This window comes from Lentzea aerocolonigenes, assembly GCF_000955955.1.
Lineage (GTDB): Bacteria > Actinomycetota > Actinomycetes > Mycobacteriales > Pseudonocardiaceae > Lentzea > Lentzea aerocolonigenes_A.
Genome location: NZ_JYJG01000155.1, coordinates 1 through 15,234, shown reverse-complemented (window position 1 = coordinate 15,234; position 15,234 = coordinate 1). Strand labels below are relative to the sequence as shown.

The window sequence follows — 15,234 nt, the reverse complement described above, 5'->3', positions numbered from 1 at the left end:
CCAATCATCTTGGGGAACACGTTCTCGGTGAGTCGACCTGCCTGGAACTCCTACACCATAGCGCCAAAGCGCCCCAGAACTATAACCTGTTCTAGTCTGACTTCCGGGGAGGTGCGATGTACGACGTGATCGTCGTCGGCAGCGGCGCGGCAGGCATGACAGCCGCGCTCTGCACCGCTCAGCACGGCCTGCGCACCCTCGTCGTCGAGAAGGCCGAGCACTTCGGCGGCTCGACGGCGCGGTCCGGCGGAGGCATCTGGGTGCCCAACAACCACGTCGTCGCCGCGGCCGGACGACCCGACTCGCCCGAGCAGGCCAGCAGCTACCTGGAGCACATCGCCCGGGACGTGCCCGCCGAGCTCCGGGAGGCGTTCCTGGACGCCGGGCCCGCGATGCTCGCGTTCGTCGTCGCGCACACCCCGCTGAAGTTCCGCTGGGTCCGCGACTACGCCGACTACTACCCCGAGGCACCCGGCGGACAGCCGCGCGGCCGCTCCGTCGAACCGCTTCCGTTCAACACGAAGCAGCTCGGCGAGGAGATCAAGGACCTCGAACCGCCGTACGTGCCGACCCCGGCGGGCATCGTGATCACCCAGTCCGACTACAAGTGGCTGACGCTGATCGGACGGCATCCACGCGGCCTGCTCACAGCCCTCAAAGTCTTCGCCCGCAGGTTCCTGCCAGGCCGACGGCTCACCATGGGCCAGGCGCTGTCAGCAGGCCTGCGAGCAGGTCTCAAAGCGTTGAACGTCGAGGTCAGGCTCAACACCGCGATGACCGATCTGCACTACGAGAACGGCCGGGTCGCGGGGATTCTCGTCGGCGAGAAGCTGATCCTGGCCGAACACGTCGTCCTGGCAGCGGGCGGCTTCGAGAACAACGAACAGCTGCGCAAACAGCATCAGGACATCGGTACAGAGTGGACTGTGGGCGCGAAGGCCAACACCGGTGACGGTATCGAGGCCGGCCTCAGAGCAGGTGCGGCGGTGGGCCTCATGGAGGAAGCCTGGTGGGGCCCGTCGGTGCCGTTGCCGCGCGGCCCGTTCTTCCTGCTCGCCGAACGCTCACTGCCCGGCTGCGTGCTGGTCGACAGCACCGGGCAGCGGTTCGTCAACGAGGCCGCTCCCTACATCGACGTGGTCAAGGCGATGAACGGCAAGACCTGGCTGGTGTTCGACCACGCCTACCGCAGCCGCTACCCGTTCTGCGGAATCCCGCCCCGCCGGCCGTTGCCGCGGCGCTGGAAGGACTCCGTGCTCACCGCGCCCAGCCTCGAAGAACTCGCCCAGGAAGCCGATCTGCCCAACCTCATCGATACGGTTCGACGGTTCAACACGCTGACGGTCGAGGGCAAGGACACCGACTTCCACCGCGGTGACAGCGCGTACGACCGCTACTACGGCGATCCGCGCAACCACCCGAACCCCAACCTCGCTCCCCTGACGACCGGCCCGTTCTACGCGGTCAAGATCGTGCCCGGCGACCTCGGCACCAAGGGCGGCCTCAAGACCGACACCCGTGCGCGGGTGCTGCGCGAGGACGGCTCGGTGATCGACGGCCTGTACGCGGCGGGCAACACCATGGCGTCCGTGATGGGCCACACCTACGCGGGTGCGGGCGCCACTCTCGGACCGGCGATGACGTTCGGTTATCTCGCCGGACTCGACATCACTGGAGGAACGCGATGACGCAGGACGCCGTACGCACGATCGACACCGGCGCGCCTCCCGCTCGGTTCGCGCGCGGCTGGCACTGCCTGGGCCTCGCCGACAGCTTCCGCGACGGCAAACCCCACGCCGTGGAGGCGTTCGGCACGGAACTCGTGGTGTTCGGGACGGAGGACGGCAAGCTCAACGTGCTCGACGGGTACTGCCGGCACATGGGCGGCGACCTCACGCAGGGCACGGTCAAGGGCAACACCGTCGCGTGCCCGTTCCACGACTGGCGCTGGGCCGGCAACGGCAAATGCGTCGACATCCCTTACGCCAAAAGGGTTCCCTTGCGGGCGCGCACCCGGTCGTGGATCACGCTGGAGGAGAACAAGCAGCTCTTCGTGTGGAACGACCCGCAGGGCAACCCACCGCCCGAGCACGTGACGATCCCGCGCATCGACGCCGCGTTCTCCGACGAGTGGAGCAACTGGACGTGGGACTCGGTGGTGATCGACAACGCGAACTGCCGCGAGATCATCGACAACGTGGTCGACATGGCCCACTTCTTCTACATCCACTTCGCGTTCCCGACCTACTTCAAGAACGTGATGGAAGGCCACGTCGCGTCGCAGTACCTGACCACGCGCGGGCGGCCGGACGTCGCGATGGGCTCGAACTACACCGGTGACGTCGAGGTTCGGTCCGAGGCCTCGTACTACGGGCCGTCGTACATGATCGACTACCTGTGGAACGACTACAAGGGCATCGAGATCGAGACGGTCCTGATCAACTGCCACTACCCGATCTCGCCGACCTCGTTCCGGTTGCAGTGGGGCGCGATCGTGAAGAAGCTGCCGGGTGTGTCCGACGAGCACGCCGACAAGATCGCGCACAAGTTCGCGCGCGGCATCGGCGTCGGGTTCCTGCAGGACGTCGAGATCTGGCAGAACAAGACGCGGATCGACAACCCGTTGCTGTGCGAGGAGGACGGGCCGGTCTACCAGCTGCGGCGCTGGTACGAGCAGTTCTACGTGGACGTGGAGGACGTCACCGACGACATGGTGCGGCGGTTCGAGTTCGAGGTGGACACGAGCCGCGCCGTGGAGGTGTGGGAGAAGGAAGTCGCCGAGAACTTGGCTCGCCAGGAGTCGGCCACGTGAACGAACGCGATGAATTCCTCGTAGGTGGCATGGTTCCGGTGGGTTGTGACTGCGGGAACCGGGTGCTGGTGAAGAAGAACAGCCCGCAGCACACCTCCGTGCAGTGGCTGTCGGACACCAGCACCTGTCCGGAGCTGTGCGGGCCGCAGTCGGCGTTCATGCGAACGTGCCTGCGGTTGCGGGACAGCATCGAGAAGGCCGTGCGGGACGGGACGCTGGAGGTCGCGGATGGCTGAGGTGCACCGGCTGCGGGTCGACGCGGTGATCGAGGAAACCGCGGACGCGCGCTCGTTCGTGCTGTCCGGCGTGGATTTCTCGCCGCGACCTGGGCAGTTCCTGACCGTGCGGGCGGGTGACGTGGCGCGCTGCTACTCCCTGTCCAGCGCGCCGGGTGAGCCGTTGAAGATCACGGTCAAGCGGACGCCTGACGGGTACGGGTCGCACTGGATGTGTCGCGAGCTGTGCGTGGGCATGGGGCTGGACGTCCTGGCGCCCGCCGGGGTGTTCACGCCTTCCTCGCTGGATGGATCACTGCTGGCGTTCGCGGCCGGCAGCGGGATCACGCCGGTCATGTCGATCGTCAAGGCCGCTTTGGCTGCTTCCGGGCGGGTGTTCCTCTTCTACGCCAACCGCGACGAGGGCTCGGTGATCTTCGCCCGCGAGCTCGACGAGTTGTGCCGCGCGCATCCGGATCGGCTGACTGTCGTGCACTGGCTGGAGTCGGTGCAGGGGTTGCCGCACCTGGGCGCGTTGCGGGCGTTCGTGCGGGAGTGCGACGAGGCGTTCGTCTGCGGGCCAGGGCCGTTCATGGAGGCTGCGCGCAAGGCGTTGCACGACGTTCCGGTCGTGCACGTCGAGAAGTTCGTGTCGTTGTCGAGTGATCCGTTCTCCTCCGTTGAACCGATCGCGGACGATCGGCCGGACGCCGTGGCCGAGGTCTCGCTGGACGGTGTCGATCACCGGTTTCCCTGGCCCGCCCGGCAGAAGCTGCTCGACCTGTTGCTGGAGAAGGGACTCGACGCGCCCTACTCATGCCGTGAAGGTGCGTGCAGCGCGTGCGCCTGCCGGCTGGTCGAGGGCGAGGTCAAGATGCTCAACAACGACGTGCTCGACTCCGAGGACATCGCCGACGGCATCGTGCTGGCGTGCCAGTCGGTTCCGGTCACCGACACGGTGAAGATCACCTACGAGTGAGGGGCTTTCATGCCGATCGACCCGGACGTGGCCGTGGGGGCGGAACTTCCCGAGATCAAGTTCTCGTGGACGCACTCGGACGTGCTGCTCTACCACCTGGCTCTGGGCGCCACCGAGCTCCGGTACGTCTACGAACAGGGGCTCCAGGTGCTGCCGACGTTCGGCGTGGTCGCGCCCCGGTTCCACGAGACCGCGCCGCCCGCCGTGTCGTTCCCCGGTGTCGACATCGATCTCGCGCGAGTCCTGCACGGCACTCAGGAGATCACCGTGCATTCTCCTTTACCCGCTGAGGGCGAGGCCGTGTTGCGCACGCGGATCGCGGATGTGTGGGACAAGGGCAAGGCTGCCGTGATCGTGCAGGAGTCGACGGCGGTGACGCCCGACGGAACCGCGCTGTACACAACGAGGTCCAGCATCTTCGCTCGTGGCGAGGGCGGGTTCGGTGGCGAGCGCGGTCCGTCGGGCAAGGTCGAGGTGCCTTCACGCGCGCCGGACCTCGTGATCGAGACCCCGACCTTGCCGCAGCAGGCCCACCTCTATCGGCTTTGCGGTGACCGGAACCCGTTGCACGCCGATCCGGAGTTCGCCCGGCTGGCCGGGTTCGACCAGCCGATCCTGCACGGGCTGTGCACGTACGGCGTGGTGTGCAAGGCGGTGATCGACGCCGTGCTGGACGGGCCGGAACAGGTGCGGTCGTTCAGCGCGAAGTTCGCGGGTGTCGTGTTCCCGGGCGAGACGTTGACGACGCGGGTGTGGCGGGACGGTTCGCGGCTGGTGCTGACGACCTCGGCCGCGGACCGTCCCGTGCTCGTGGACGCGGTGCTAACCCTGACCGAGGACTAGGCCGCTGGTCGGGACGCCGGTTCCCGCGGTGACCAGGACGTGCTCGACGCCGCCGACCTGGTTCACCGCGGTGCCGCGCACCTGGCGCACCCCCTCGGCGATGCCGTTCATGCCGTGCAGGTAGGCCTCACCGAGCTGGCCACCGTGCGGGTTGAGCGGCAGCATGCCGTCGAGTTCCAGCGCTCCTGAGGCCACGAAGTCCTTGGCTTCTCCTCGGCCGCAGAAGCCCAGTTCTTCCAGCTGCACCAGCACGAACGGCGTGAAGTGGTCGTAGAGCACGGCGACGTCCACATCGGACGGTCCGATGCCCGACTTCTCCCACAAGCCGCGCGCCACCACGCCCATCTCGGGCAGCCTGGTCAGGTCGTCGCGGTAGTAGCTGGTCATCGTGAACTGGTCGATGCCGCTGCCCTGTGTCGCCGCCTTGATGTGCGCCGGCTTGTTCGGCAGGTCGCGGGCGCGTTCTGCCGACGTGACGACCAGCGCGACGCCGCCGTCGGTTTCCTGGCAGCAGTCGAGGAGGTGGAGCGGCTCGGCGATCCAGCGCGATGCCTGGTGCTCTTCGAGAGTGATCGGGCGGTTGTGGAACCACGCGTGCGGGTTCGTGGCGGCGTGCTTGCGGTCGATCACCGCGATCCGGCCGAAGTCCTCGCTCGTCGCGCCGTACTCGTGCATGTACCGGCGGGCGAACATGGCGACCATCGCAGCGGGCGTGCCCAGGCCCATCGGGTACGACCAGCTGTTGTCGATGTTCGCGGCGGCCGCGGTCTGGACCTGGCCGAACCGGTGGCCAGACCGTTCGTTGAACGCGCGATAGCAGACGACGACCTTCGCCGCACCGGTCTCGACGGCCATCGCGGCCTGCTGGACCGTCGCGCACGCCGCCCCGCCGCCGTAGTGGACACGGCTGAAGAACGTCAGTTCCGGGATGCCCAGCTCGCGGGCGACCGCGATCTCGGCGTTGGTGTCCATGGTGAAGCTGACGAGTCCGTCCACATCGGACGGTTGCAGCCCGGCGTCGCTCAGAGCTGCTCGCACCGCCTCGGCGGCCAGCTGGAGTTCGCTGCGGCCGGAGTCCTTGGAGAAGTCGGTCGCACCGATGCCGACGATCGCGGCGCTCATGCCGGTACCTCGATCTTCACGATGCCGGTGACGTGGTCGCCGTGATCGGTCCTGCCGACGACCTCGATGGTCAGGTCCTGGTCGTCCTTCTCGATGACCTGACCGAAGAACTTCAGCGTGTCGTAGGCGTAGCAGGGCGCGCCGAGCCGGATGTTCACCTGCCGCACCAACGCCTCCGGGCCCGCCCAGTCCGTGACGTACCGCTGCACCAGTCCGGTCGTGGTGAGGATGTTGATGAAGATGTCCTTCGAGCCGCGCTGGATCGCGAGGTCGCGGTCGTGGTGGACGTCCTGGAAGTCGCGGGTGGCCAGCGCGGTGCTGATCACGAACGTCGGAGTGGCCTCGACGTGCCACTCTGGCAGGGAATCACCGGTCCGCACTGGGCCTCCAGCTCGGCATCGTCAGTTCGTCGTCGACCTTGGTGAACACGACCTCGACCCGTTGCCCGATGCTCGGTTCGCCGTCCAGCTCGCCGAGCATGCGCACGCCCTCGTCGAGCTCGATCAGGGCGATGACGAACGGCGTCTGCTTGCCCGGCACCTGCGGGTGGTGGTGCACGACGTAGCTGTAGACGACGCCGTGCCCGTCCGAGACGAGGTACTTCGGTTTGGTGGCACCACATTCCGGGCACATCGGCCCCGGCGGATGCCTGAGCAACCCGCAGCCGCCGCACCGCTGGATGCGCAGCTCGCCTTGCTGACAGCCGTCCCAGAAGTATTGGGTGTCGCGGTTGACGGACGGACGGATGACCTGTGTGGCTTGGGGTTCCGGAGTCGGCGCGGCTTTCTCCGCAGGGCGGAACTTCAGCACCCGGAACCGCATCTCCGCGACCGGCTCGTCGCCCACCCACCAGGTGCTCCTGGTCGTGACGAACCACCCCTCGCCCAGCCCGGTCTTCTTCGGGCCGGTGACATCCTCCAGGCTCGTCGTCACCGACAGGTGCTCGCCGACCTTCAGATATCGGTGGTAGGTCTGGTCGCTGTTCGTCGCCACGACCGAGGTGAACCCGGCCTCGTCCAGGATCTTCATCATCGCGCCGAGCGGGTCGTCGAGGGTGCGCTGGCCGTGCAGTCCGGCCATCGTCCACACCTGCACCATCGCGGGCGGCGCGACCTTCGTGTAGCCGGGATGCTGGTCGCCGATCGCCTCCAGCCAGTTGTTGATCATGGGCAGGTTGACCGGATCCCGCGCCAATCGAGGTGCGCACTCGCCTTTCTCGGCGATGCGGGCGGCCTCTTTCTCGATGTCGATCATCGCACCACCCGTGGTAGTCCGAGCCCGATGTTCGCGATCAGCTCGCGCTGGATCTCCTGCACTCCCCCGCCGAACGTCAGCACGAGGTTCCGCCGCGCCTGCACGTCCAGCCACCGGACCAGCTCGGTACCGGCGCCGTGCCGTCCGACCAGCTCCTCCAGGATTCGGCCGACGCGCTGGGTGCGGTCCGCGGCGAACACCTTGGTCGCCGAAGCGTCCGCGACCTCCACCTCACCCGAAGCGACCTGCCAGTTGAGCAGTTCGTTGACCCGATGCACCGCGCGTGCCTCGGCAAGAGCGCGCCGCACGTCCGGCTCGTCGAGCAGCTGACGTCCAGCTGCCCAGTCGTGGACCCGGGAGATGAGCGCGCCGAGCCGGCCGGACGGGCCGAGCATCACGCGTTCGTGGTTCAGCTGGGTGGTGATCAGCCGCCAGCCCTTGTTCTCCTCGCCGACCCTGCGGTTCTCGGGCACGCGCACGTCGTTGTAGTAGGTGGCGTTGACGTGGTGCGCGCCGTCGCACGTGATGATCGGCGTCCACGAGTAACCGGGATCGCGAGTGTCGACGATGAGGATCGTGATGCCCTTGTGCCGCGAGTCCGGCGCACCCGTGCGGCACGCCAGCCACACGTAGTCCGCATCGTGTCCGCCGGTCGTGAACGTCTTCTGCCCGTTGACGATGTAGTGATCGTCTTCCCGGATCGCCTTGGTGCGCAACGAGGCCAGGTCCGTACCCGCGTCGGGTTCGGTGTAGCCGATGGCGAAGTGGAGGTCGCCGCTGAGGATGCGCGGCAGGAAGAAGTCCTTCTGCTCCTGCGTTCCGAACGCCTGCAACGTCGGCCCGACCGTCTGCAGCGTCACGTACGGCAGCGGCACGTCCGCCCGCGCGGCCTCGTTGACGAAGATCTGCTGCTCGACCGGCCCGAACCCCTTGCCGCCGTACTCCCGCGGCCAGCCGACGCCGAGCCTGCCGTCCCGCCCGAGCCTGCGCACCAGCTCGCGGTAGACCTCGCCGTGGCGTTCGGTGAGCATCGCCTCGCGTTCGTGATCGGACATGAGACCGGCGAAGTACTCGCGCAGCTCGTCTCGCAAGGCGCGTTGCCCGGAAGTGAGGTCAATGAACATCGATGGCCCCCAAGCGGTGCTCCACTCCGCCGACGAACCGCGTCAGCTCCTTGGCCATGCCGTAGTAGCGGTGCATCGGATACGTGATGTCGAGGCCGAGGCCGCCGTGCAGGTGGTGGCACGTGTGGACGGCGGGCAGCGCCTCGGCCGCCAGCCAGTAGGCCGCGGTGGCGAGGTCGTTGTCGTCGAGGTTCCAGCAGGCGGTCACCGTCGCCAGGTGGAGGGTGCGGGACGCGATGTAGACGTCCGCGACCTGGCAGGCAGCAGATTGGAAGGTGGACAGCGGCTTGCCGAACTGGTGGCGTGTACCGACATGCTTCACGGTCAGGTCGAGCGCGCCGGCCAGGACACCGTCACCGACCGCACATGCCCCGGCCAGGGCGAATCGGCGCAAGTCCGCCGCCGCGCCTCGCAGTTCGTCGCCGCGCGCACCTTCGAACCGCACGGTTCCGTCCGATGTGGACACACCCGGTTGCGCTGGATCGACCACGTAGACCCCGGTGTCGGTGCTCACGAGCATCCGCTGCGCCTCGGCCGCGTGCGGCACGTTGATCTTCACGCCGAAGATCCCGTCGGGTCCTGCCGTCGTGCTCGGCGAGGCGGGCAGCGGCGACGACGGCTCGCTCAACGCGGCCGTCAACACCCCGTGCTGCTCACTCACCAGCGGCAGCAACTCGTCCTGCTGCTCGGGAGTCCCGTGCTTCACGATCGGCAGCACACCCAACGCCAGCGTGGCGAGCGCCGGCACGTCCACCGCCCGCCGCCCGACCTCCGTGAGCAACACGGCCGTCTCCAGCACGCCGAGCCCATCGCCACCGAGCCGTTCCGGAACGGCGAGGGACAGCAATCCCGCCTCTCCCAAGGCTTTCCAGGGCGTGTCGCTCTCCCTGCCCAGCACGTCCGCAGCCAGCCGGGCGATCTCCTGCTGGGTGTCGTCGAGCTCGAAGTCCATCAGCTCTCCCTCGGCAGTCCGAGAATGCGTTCTCCGGCGAGGTTCATCAGCACCTGCGTCGTGCCGCCCGCGATGCTCAGGCACCGGGTCAGCAGGAACTCGTGCACCAGCTCGTTGTTCACGGCGGCATCCGATCCGAGCAGCTCGACCGCGAACTCCGCGACGTCCTGCCGCTGCCGCACCCCGACCAGCTTGCGCACGCTCGACTCCGCGCCCGGTTCCTGCCCGCTCAGCACGCGCAGGCTCGCCCGCAGGTCCAGCGCCGCGACCGCGAGCCCTTGCGCCACCAGCTCACCCAGGCGTTCCGGACGGTCCGCAGCTGCCGGAGACTGCAGAACACGTTCCAGCGACTCCCCCAGCGAAGAGCCCATCGCGACGCGCTCGTTGGCCAGGGTCGTCCTGGCCAGCCGCCAGCCGTCGCCGACCTCACCGACCACGCAGGAGTCCGGCACGAACACGTCGTCGAGGAACACCTCGTTGAACCGCGCATCGCCCGTGATCTCCCGCAGCGGCCGCACGTCCACCCCGGCGGACTTCATGTCGACCAGGAAGTACGTGATGCCCTTGTGCTTCGGGACCGTCGTGTCGGTGCGAGCGAGGCAGATCGCCCAGTCCGCCTGGTGCGCGAGCGACGTCCACACCTTCTGCCCGGTCAGCTTCCAGCCGCCGTCCACGCGGACAGCCTTGGTGCGCAACGACGCCAGGTCCGACCCGGCCTCGGGCTCGCTGAACAGCTGGCACCAGGTGAGCTCGCCGCTCAACGTCGGCCGCACGAACCGTTCCTGCTGCTCAGGCGTTCCGTGCCGGAGAATCGTCGGCCCGGCCCAGCCACCGATGATCAGATCGGGCCGGCGCACCCCGGCACGTGCGAACTCGTCGTCGATCACCGCAACCCGGGCCGGCGAGGCGTCCTGTCCGTACGGCCGAGGCCAGTGCGGCACCAGATATCCGCTGTCCGCCAGGCGTTTCCGCTGCTCCAGAGGTTCCAGCCCGGCGATCTCCTCCGCGAACGCCCGCACGTCCTCGTCGCGTTCGATCTCGACGGAGTGCGACCGCCGCGCGCCGGCCGTCGCCAGCTCCGCGACCCGCCTGCGCCACCTGCCAACACCACCCGCGAGCTGCTGCAACGACAACGCGCGCCGCAGATGGCGGTGCGCCTCGTGCTCCCAGGTGAAGCCGATCCCGCCGAGCACCTGGATGCAGTCCTTGGCGTTGCGGACCGCCGCGTCGAACGCCACCGCCCCCGCGACCGCCGCGGCCAGCGGATGTTCGTCCTCACCGAACGCGCGCGCCGCGTCCCACGCGACCGAACTCGCCTGCTCGGCCCGGCACAGCATCTCCACGCACAGGTGCTTGATCGCCTGGAACGACCCGATGACACGCCCGAACTGCTGCCGTTGTTTCGCGTACTCCACAGCGGTGTTCAGGCACCACGCGGCGATCCCGCTCGCCTCGGCGGCCATCAGCGTGATCGCGAGGTCGGTCGGGTCGTCGAGCTGCCGTCCCGGTTCGTTGACCACCACCGACCCGAGCGAACGCGACAGGTCCACCGCGTCGAGCGGCGTGACAGAAACCTGGGACGCGGGCACGAGCTGCCAGGAGTCCGTTCGCACCAGCAGATGCGTCGCCTCAGCGGCTCCGACCACGTGTTGAGACGAGAACCCGAACCCGGCGATCCCGTCGAAGCCAGGCACCAGCACGGACACCAGCGCCGTGGGCAGCAACGGCCCCGGCACGAGGTTCTCCGCCGCCCGTTCCAGCATCACCGCGAGATCGGCGACCGTGCCGCCCTCCCGCGTCACCTCGAAGAACCCGACCCGGACGAGGTCAGCCCACTCGCCCTTGGCCGCGTCCACACTGTCGCGCAACGCGCGTTGTTCCCCGGTCGTGGCGATCGGCATGCAGCCTCCTCCAATACGTGAAGGAGTTTATAGAACGTGTTCTAATTCCGGCAACAGATCATGGCCGCCAAACCGATCGAGTACGATGAAGGGGCTGCTGCAACACGTTCCAGGAGGATCATCTCCGTGTCACCTTCGAAGGCGCGCACCGACGCACTCATGGCGGGCGAGGAGCTCAGCTCCGCGGCCCAGCGCGAGCGGCGCAAGCGGATCGTCGACGCGACCATCGCGCTGGCGTCCAAGGGCGGGTTCGACGCCGTCCAGATGCGCGCCGTGGCCGACCGCGCGGACGTCGCGCTCGGCACGTTGTACCGCTACTTCCCCTCGAAGGTCCACCTGCTCGTGTCGAGCCTCGCAGTCGAGCTCGAGCGCGCCCAGGAGAAGATGGACCGCACCACGGTCCCCGGCGACAGCCCCTACGAGCGCGTGCTGTTCGTCCTCGGCCGCATCACCAGGGGCCTGCAGCGCAACCCCCATCTCACCGAGGCGATGACGCGCGCGTTCACCTTCGCCGACGCCTCCGCGGGCGCCGAGATCGACAAGGTCTCGTGGCTGATGGAGAGCATGTTCACCCGCGCGATGAGCGACGAGGACCCGACCGACGAGCAGAAGGCCATCGCCCGCGTGATCGGCGACGTGTGGCTGTCCAACCTGGTCGCCTGGGTCACTCGCCGCGCCACCGCCACCGACGTCGCGAACCGCCTGGAACTGACGGTCCGCCTGCTGCTCAAGTGAGCCCGCACGCTGATGGCGTCTGCAAGTACCACCAACTCATGATCGAAACGCCTGTAACTACCGCCAACCTGTTCGCCCGGCATCGAACTTGCGGACGCGCTTCCGGCGGGAGCGTTCAGCCCTGGGGATGACCCGCAGTCACTCCCCCGAACGATGCAGGCGCACGCCCGGCCCAATACCGTCTGTCCTATGAAGACGCTCGCGGTCGTGCTCGGTGTGCTGGTGGTCCTCGGCGGCGGAACCGTCGTCCTGGTCAACCAGTTCGGCGGCTGGAACACGCTGATCGGCAAGGCCTGGGCGATCACCTACGAGGTGACGACGCAGCCCGCCGCCGCGGCTCCCGTGCAGGTCGAGTTCACGGAGAACCCCGACCGCAACAAGAAGGAGTCGCCGCACGTCATCAGCAAGGCGGCAGCCGCCCCGTTCACGTCCGAGGTGATCATCAACGCCGGCGAGAAGGCGGAGATCACCGCGACGCCCGGCGGCGACCAGGTGCTGACGTGCCGCATCCTGCTCGACGGGGTGAAGGAGCTGGCGAGCGCGACGGCCGCGCCCGGCCAGAAGGTCAGCTGCACGACGGTCACCAGCACCTGACGAGGATTCAGCCCAGTGAACGCCCGCTAGAAGACAAACCCGGCAAAACGCCGCGAAACATCGGATCTCTTTGTACCGGGAAACCGGTTACCAGCCAGATTCGGCATGTTGGCGCATTGACCCATCGGATCGATACTGCTTGTGTGGCCCCGAGCACAGGGGGTCACATGACAACCAGCAGGCGGCAGTTCTTCGGCCAGGCGGCGGCGGTCTCGGCCGGAGTCGCGATGGCGTCGCCCGCCGTGGAGGCGATCGCGGCGGCCGGCCCACCTGGAGGCGCCGGCCTCGTCGAGGTGGCCTTCAAGGTCAACGGCGAGCGCAGGAAGCTCAGCATCGACCCCCGCGTGACGCTGCTCGACGCATTGCGGGAACGGTTGCAGCTCACCGGCACCAAGAAGGGCTGCGACCGCGGGCAGTGCGGCGCGTGCACGGTCCACGTGGACGACCGCCGGGTGCTGTCGTGCCTGACGCTGGCGGCGACCTTGCAGGGCAAGGAAGTCACCACGATCGAGGGCATCGCGGACGGCGACGAGCTGCACCCGGTGCAGCGGGCGTTCATCGACCACGACGGCTTCCAGTGCGGGTTCTGCACGTCCGGCCAGATCATGTCCGCGGTCAAAATCGTCGAGGAACCGGCCGTCCGCACCGACGACCAGATCCGGGAAGCCATGTCCGGCAACATCTGCCGCTGCGGCGCCTACCCGAACATCCTGGAAGCGATCAAGCAGGCCAAGGGCGGTGAGCGCTGATGCACGCGTTCGACTACGCCTCGCCGTCGTCCGTCGCCGACGCGTTGAAGCTCGCGAAACCCGGCTCCGCGTTCCTCGCGGGCGGCACCACGCTGGTCGACCTGATGAAGCTCGACGTGATGACGCCGGACCGGGTGATCGACGTCAACGGCCTGCCGCTCAAGGGAATCCGGCTGCACACCGGCGCACTCCACATCGGCGCGCTGGAGCGGATGGGCGACGTGGCCGCGCATCCGGTCGTCACCGCGACGCACCCGATGATCTCCCGAGCGTTGCTGCTCAGCGCGTCCGGCCAGCTGCGGAACATGGCGAGCATCGGCGGAAACCTGATGCAGCGCACCCGTTGCGACTACTTCCGCGACGTGACGTCGGCGTGCAACAAGCGCCTGCCGGGCAGCGGTTGCCCTGCGCTGACCGGGATCAACCGCGGTCACGCCATCCTCGGCACCAGCGACTCGTGCGCCGCGACCCACGCCAGCGACGTCGCGGTGGCGTTCGTCGCGCTGGAGGCACAGGTGGTGCTCAGGAACAAGGACGGCGACCGGACCGTGCCTCTTGAAGACTTCTACCGTCTCCCTGGCAGCACACCAGAACGCGAGAACGTGCTCGGACCGGGCGAACTGATCGCCGAGGTGGTCGTGCCGACACTCCCCTGGGCGCGGAACAGCACCTATCTGAAGATCCGCGACCGGCAGTCCTACGAGTTCGCGCTCACCTCCGTCGCAGCGGCGGTCAACCTCAAGAGAGGCGTCATCCAAGACGTCAGGCTCGCCGCGGGCGGAGTGGGCACCAAACCGTGGCGTCTACGCCAAGTCGAAGAGGCGTTGAAGGGCAGCGTGGCCGTGGAACGCACCTTCGCGGACGCCGCCGAGTCCGCTGTGGACGGTGCACGGCCGCTGGCGCACAACGCGTTCAAGACCAGCCTGCTGAAGCGCACGATCGTCCGCGCCCTGCTCGACGCGGCAGGTGTGCGATGATCGGGCGCTCGGTGGACCGCGTGGACGGTCGCATCAAGGTCACCGGCGCGGCGCCGTACGCCGCCGACACCAAGATCCCCGGCCTCACCTACGGCTATCTCGTCACCAGCACGATCGGCCGTGGCCAGATCACCTCGATGGACACGAGTGCGGCGCAAGCGGCCCCTGGCGTGCTGGCCGTGTACACGCCGTTCAACCCGCTCAAGCTCTTCGCGTACGTGCAGGAGCAGAACGACGAGCGGTTCCCGCCGTTGCAGGACAAGGAGATCCGCTTCTTCGGCCAGGCCATCGGGTTCGTCGTAGCCGAGACGTACGAACAAGCCCGTGACGCCGCCGGCCTGATCACCGCGACCTATCAGCAGCAGCCGCCTGTCACCGAGTTCCCCGGCCTCACCCTCCAGAAGATCGAGGAGGTCGAAGAGGTCAAGGGCACCCAAGCCCTGGGCGACATCACGTTCACCGCGAGCTACACCACCCCGTTCCAGCACCACTGCGCGATGGAACCGCACGCGACCGTGGCGACGTGGAACGGCGACCATCTGACCGTCTACTCGGTGTCACAGGGCGCGCTTCTGGTGCAGCGCAGGCTGTCCGAGACGCTCGGCATCGACGCGGCCAAGATCCACGTGCTCAGCCCGCACGTCGGCGGCGGGTTCGGCGGCAAGTGGGGCAACTGGGCGCAGGTCCCGCTGGCGTGCGCGGCATCGAGAGCACTCAACCGACCGGTCAAGGCGGTGCTGACCCGCGAGCAGGTGTTCGCGATGGCGGGCCACCGGCCGATGACCAAGCAGACCCTGCAGATGACCTGCACGGCGGACGGCAAGCTCACGTCGATCGTCAACGACGGCGTGACCAGCCGCGGCCTGGGCGGCAACTGGTCCGAGTCCGTCGCGAACTGGACGCTCACCACCTACGCGAGCCCGAACATCCGCGTCACCAAGACGATCGTGCCGCTCGACCTCGGCGCCGCGACGGTG

16 protein-coding genes are annotated in these 15,234 nt (G+C 68.0%); 10 read left to right on the top strand and 6 right to left on the bottom strand.

Annotated features, from left to right (window positions below; all coding sequences use genetic code 11):
- Positions 1-116: 116 nt before the first annotated feature.
- Genes UK23_RS22625 through UK23_RS22605 form a run of 5 tightly spaced genes read left to right on the top strand, consistent with a single transcriptional unit; the run spans position 117 to position 4,849 of the window.
- Entirely contained in the window at positions 117-1,688 is a 1,572-nt protein-coding gene (locus UK23_RS22625; RefSeq protein WP_045313596.1) for an FAD-dependent oxidoreductase, read from the top strand.
- Positions 1,685-2,812: a Rieske 2Fe-2S domain-containing protein gene (locus UK23_RS22620; RefSeq protein WP_045313595.1), complete on the top strand. Its 1,128-nt coding sequence runs from the start codon at positions 1,685-1,687 to the stop codon at positions 2,810-2,812. Before UK23_RS22625 ends, UK23_RS22620 begins: the two co-directional genes overlap by 4 nt.
- 29 nt (positions 2,813-2,841) lie before the next feature.
- Positions 2,842-3,048 (top strand): hypothetical protein, encoded by a 207-nt coding sequence (locus UK23_RS22615; RefSeq protein WP_045313628.1) that lies wholly within the window; start codon positions 2,842-2,844, stop codon positions 3,046-3,048.
- The gene (locus UK23_RS22610; RefSeq protein ID WP_045313594.1) at positions 3,041-4,006 is read left to right on the top strand and encodes a ferredoxin--NADP reductase; all 966 of its coding nucleotides are present in this window, start codon (positions 3,041-3,043) and stop codon (positions 4,004-4,006) included. The genes UK23_RS22615 and UK23_RS22610 overlap by 8 nt, the downstream gene beginning before the upstream one ends.
- A gap of 9 nt (positions 4,007-4,015) precedes the next feature.
- Positions 4,016-4,849 carry a MaoC/PaaZ C-terminal domain-containing protein gene (locus UK23_RS22605; protein ID WP_045313593.1) on the top strand — a complete coding sequence of 278 codons (834 nt, stop codon included), beginning with the start codon at positions 4,016-4,018 and terminating at the stop codon, positions 4,847-4,849.
- Here the strand turns inward: UK23_RS22605 and UK23_RS22600 are convergent.
- Genes UK23_RS22600 through UK23_RS22575 form a run of 6 tightly spaced genes read right to left on the bottom strand, consistent with a single transcriptional unit; the run spans position 4,829 to position 11,202 of the window.
- The gene (locus UK23_RS22600; protein WP_045313592.1) at positions 4,829-5,971 is read right to left on the bottom strand and encodes a lipid-transfer protein; all 1,143 of its coding nucleotides are present in this window, start codon (positions 5,969-5,971) and stop codon (positions 4,829-4,831) included. The genes UK23_RS22605 and UK23_RS22600 overlap by 21 nt on opposite strands.
- The gene (locus UK23_RS22595; protein ID WP_045313591.1) at positions 5,968-6,351 is read right to left on the bottom strand and encodes a MaoC family dehydratase; all 384 of its coding nucleotides are present in this window, start codon (positions 6,349-6,351) and stop codon (positions 5,968-5,970) included. Before UK23_RS22595 ends, UK23_RS22600 begins: the two co-directional genes overlap by 4 nt.
- Complete coding sequence (locus UK23_RS22590) at positions 6,338-7,222, bottom strand: bifunctional MaoC family dehydratase N-terminal/OB-fold nucleic acid binding domain-containing protein (protein ID WP_045313627.1); 885 nt, start codon at positions 7,220-7,222, stop codon at positions 6,338-6,340. The genes UK23_RS22595 and UK23_RS22590 overlap by 14 nt, the downstream gene beginning before the upstream one ends.
- Positions 7,222-8,349, bottom strand: coding sequence for an acyl-CoA dehydrogenase family protein (locus UK23_RS22585; RefSeq protein WP_045313590.1), 1,128 nt, complete (start codon positions 8,347-8,349; stop codon positions 7,222-7,224). Before UK23_RS22585 ends, UK23_RS22590 begins: the two co-directional genes overlap by 1 nt.
- The gene (locus UK23_RS22580) at positions 8,339-9,301 is read right to left on the bottom strand and encodes an acyl-CoA dehydrogenase family protein (protein ID WP_045313589.1); all 963 of its coding nucleotides are present in this window, start codon (positions 9,299-9,301) and stop codon (positions 8,339-8,341) included. Before UK23_RS22580 ends, UK23_RS22585 begins: the two co-directional genes overlap by 11 nt.
- Positions 9,301-11,202 (bottom strand): acyl-CoA dehydrogenase family protein, encoded by a 1,902-nt coding sequence (locus tag UK23_RS22575; RefSeq protein WP_045313588.1) that lies wholly within the window; start codon positions 11,200-11,202, stop codon positions 9,301-9,303. The genes UK23_RS22580 and UK23_RS22575 overlap by 1 nt, the downstream gene beginning before the upstream one ends.
- A gap of 159 nt (positions 11,203-11,361) precedes the next feature.
- Here UK23_RS22575 and kstR point away from each other — a divergent pair, with 159 nt between their 5' ends.
- From kstR to UK23_RS22550, 5 genes are all read left to right on the top strand, one after another.
- Positions 11,362-11,937 carry a cholesterol catabolism transcriptional regulator KstR gene (gene kstR / locus UK23_RS22570; RefSeq protein ID WP_045313626.1) on the top strand — a complete coding sequence of 192 codons (576 nt, stop codon included), beginning with the start codon at positions 11,362-11,364 and terminating at the stop codon, positions 11,935-11,937.
- 189 nt (positions 11,938-12,126) lie between these two features.
- Positions 12,127-12,531, top strand: coding sequence for a hypothetical protein (locus tag UK23_RS22565; protein WP_052684947.1), 405 nt, complete (start codon positions 12,127-12,129; stop codon positions 12,529-12,531).
- A 227-nt stretch (positions 12,532-12,758) separates the two neighbouring features.
- The gene (locus tag UK23_RS22560; RefSeq protein ID WP_045313624.1) at positions 12,759-13,280 is read left to right on the top strand and encodes a (2Fe-2S)-binding protein; all 522 of its coding nucleotides are present in this window, start codon (positions 12,759-12,761) and stop codon (positions 13,278-13,280) included.
- Positions 13,280-14,257 carry an FAD binding domain-containing protein gene (locus UK23_RS22555; protein WP_045313587.1) on the top strand — a complete coding sequence of 326 codons (978 nt, stop codon included), beginning with the start codon at positions 13,280-13,282 and terminating at the stop codon, positions 14,255-14,257. Before UK23_RS22560 ends, UK23_RS22555 begins: the two co-directional genes overlap by 1 nt.
- Positions 14,254-15,234, top strand: a 981-nt coding sequence (locus UK23_RS22550) for a xanthine dehydrogenase family protein molybdopterin-binding subunit (RefSeq protein WP_045313586.1), incomplete at its 3' end; no start/stop codon positions are given. The genes UK23_RS22555 and UK23_RS22550, both read left to right, overlap by 4 nt.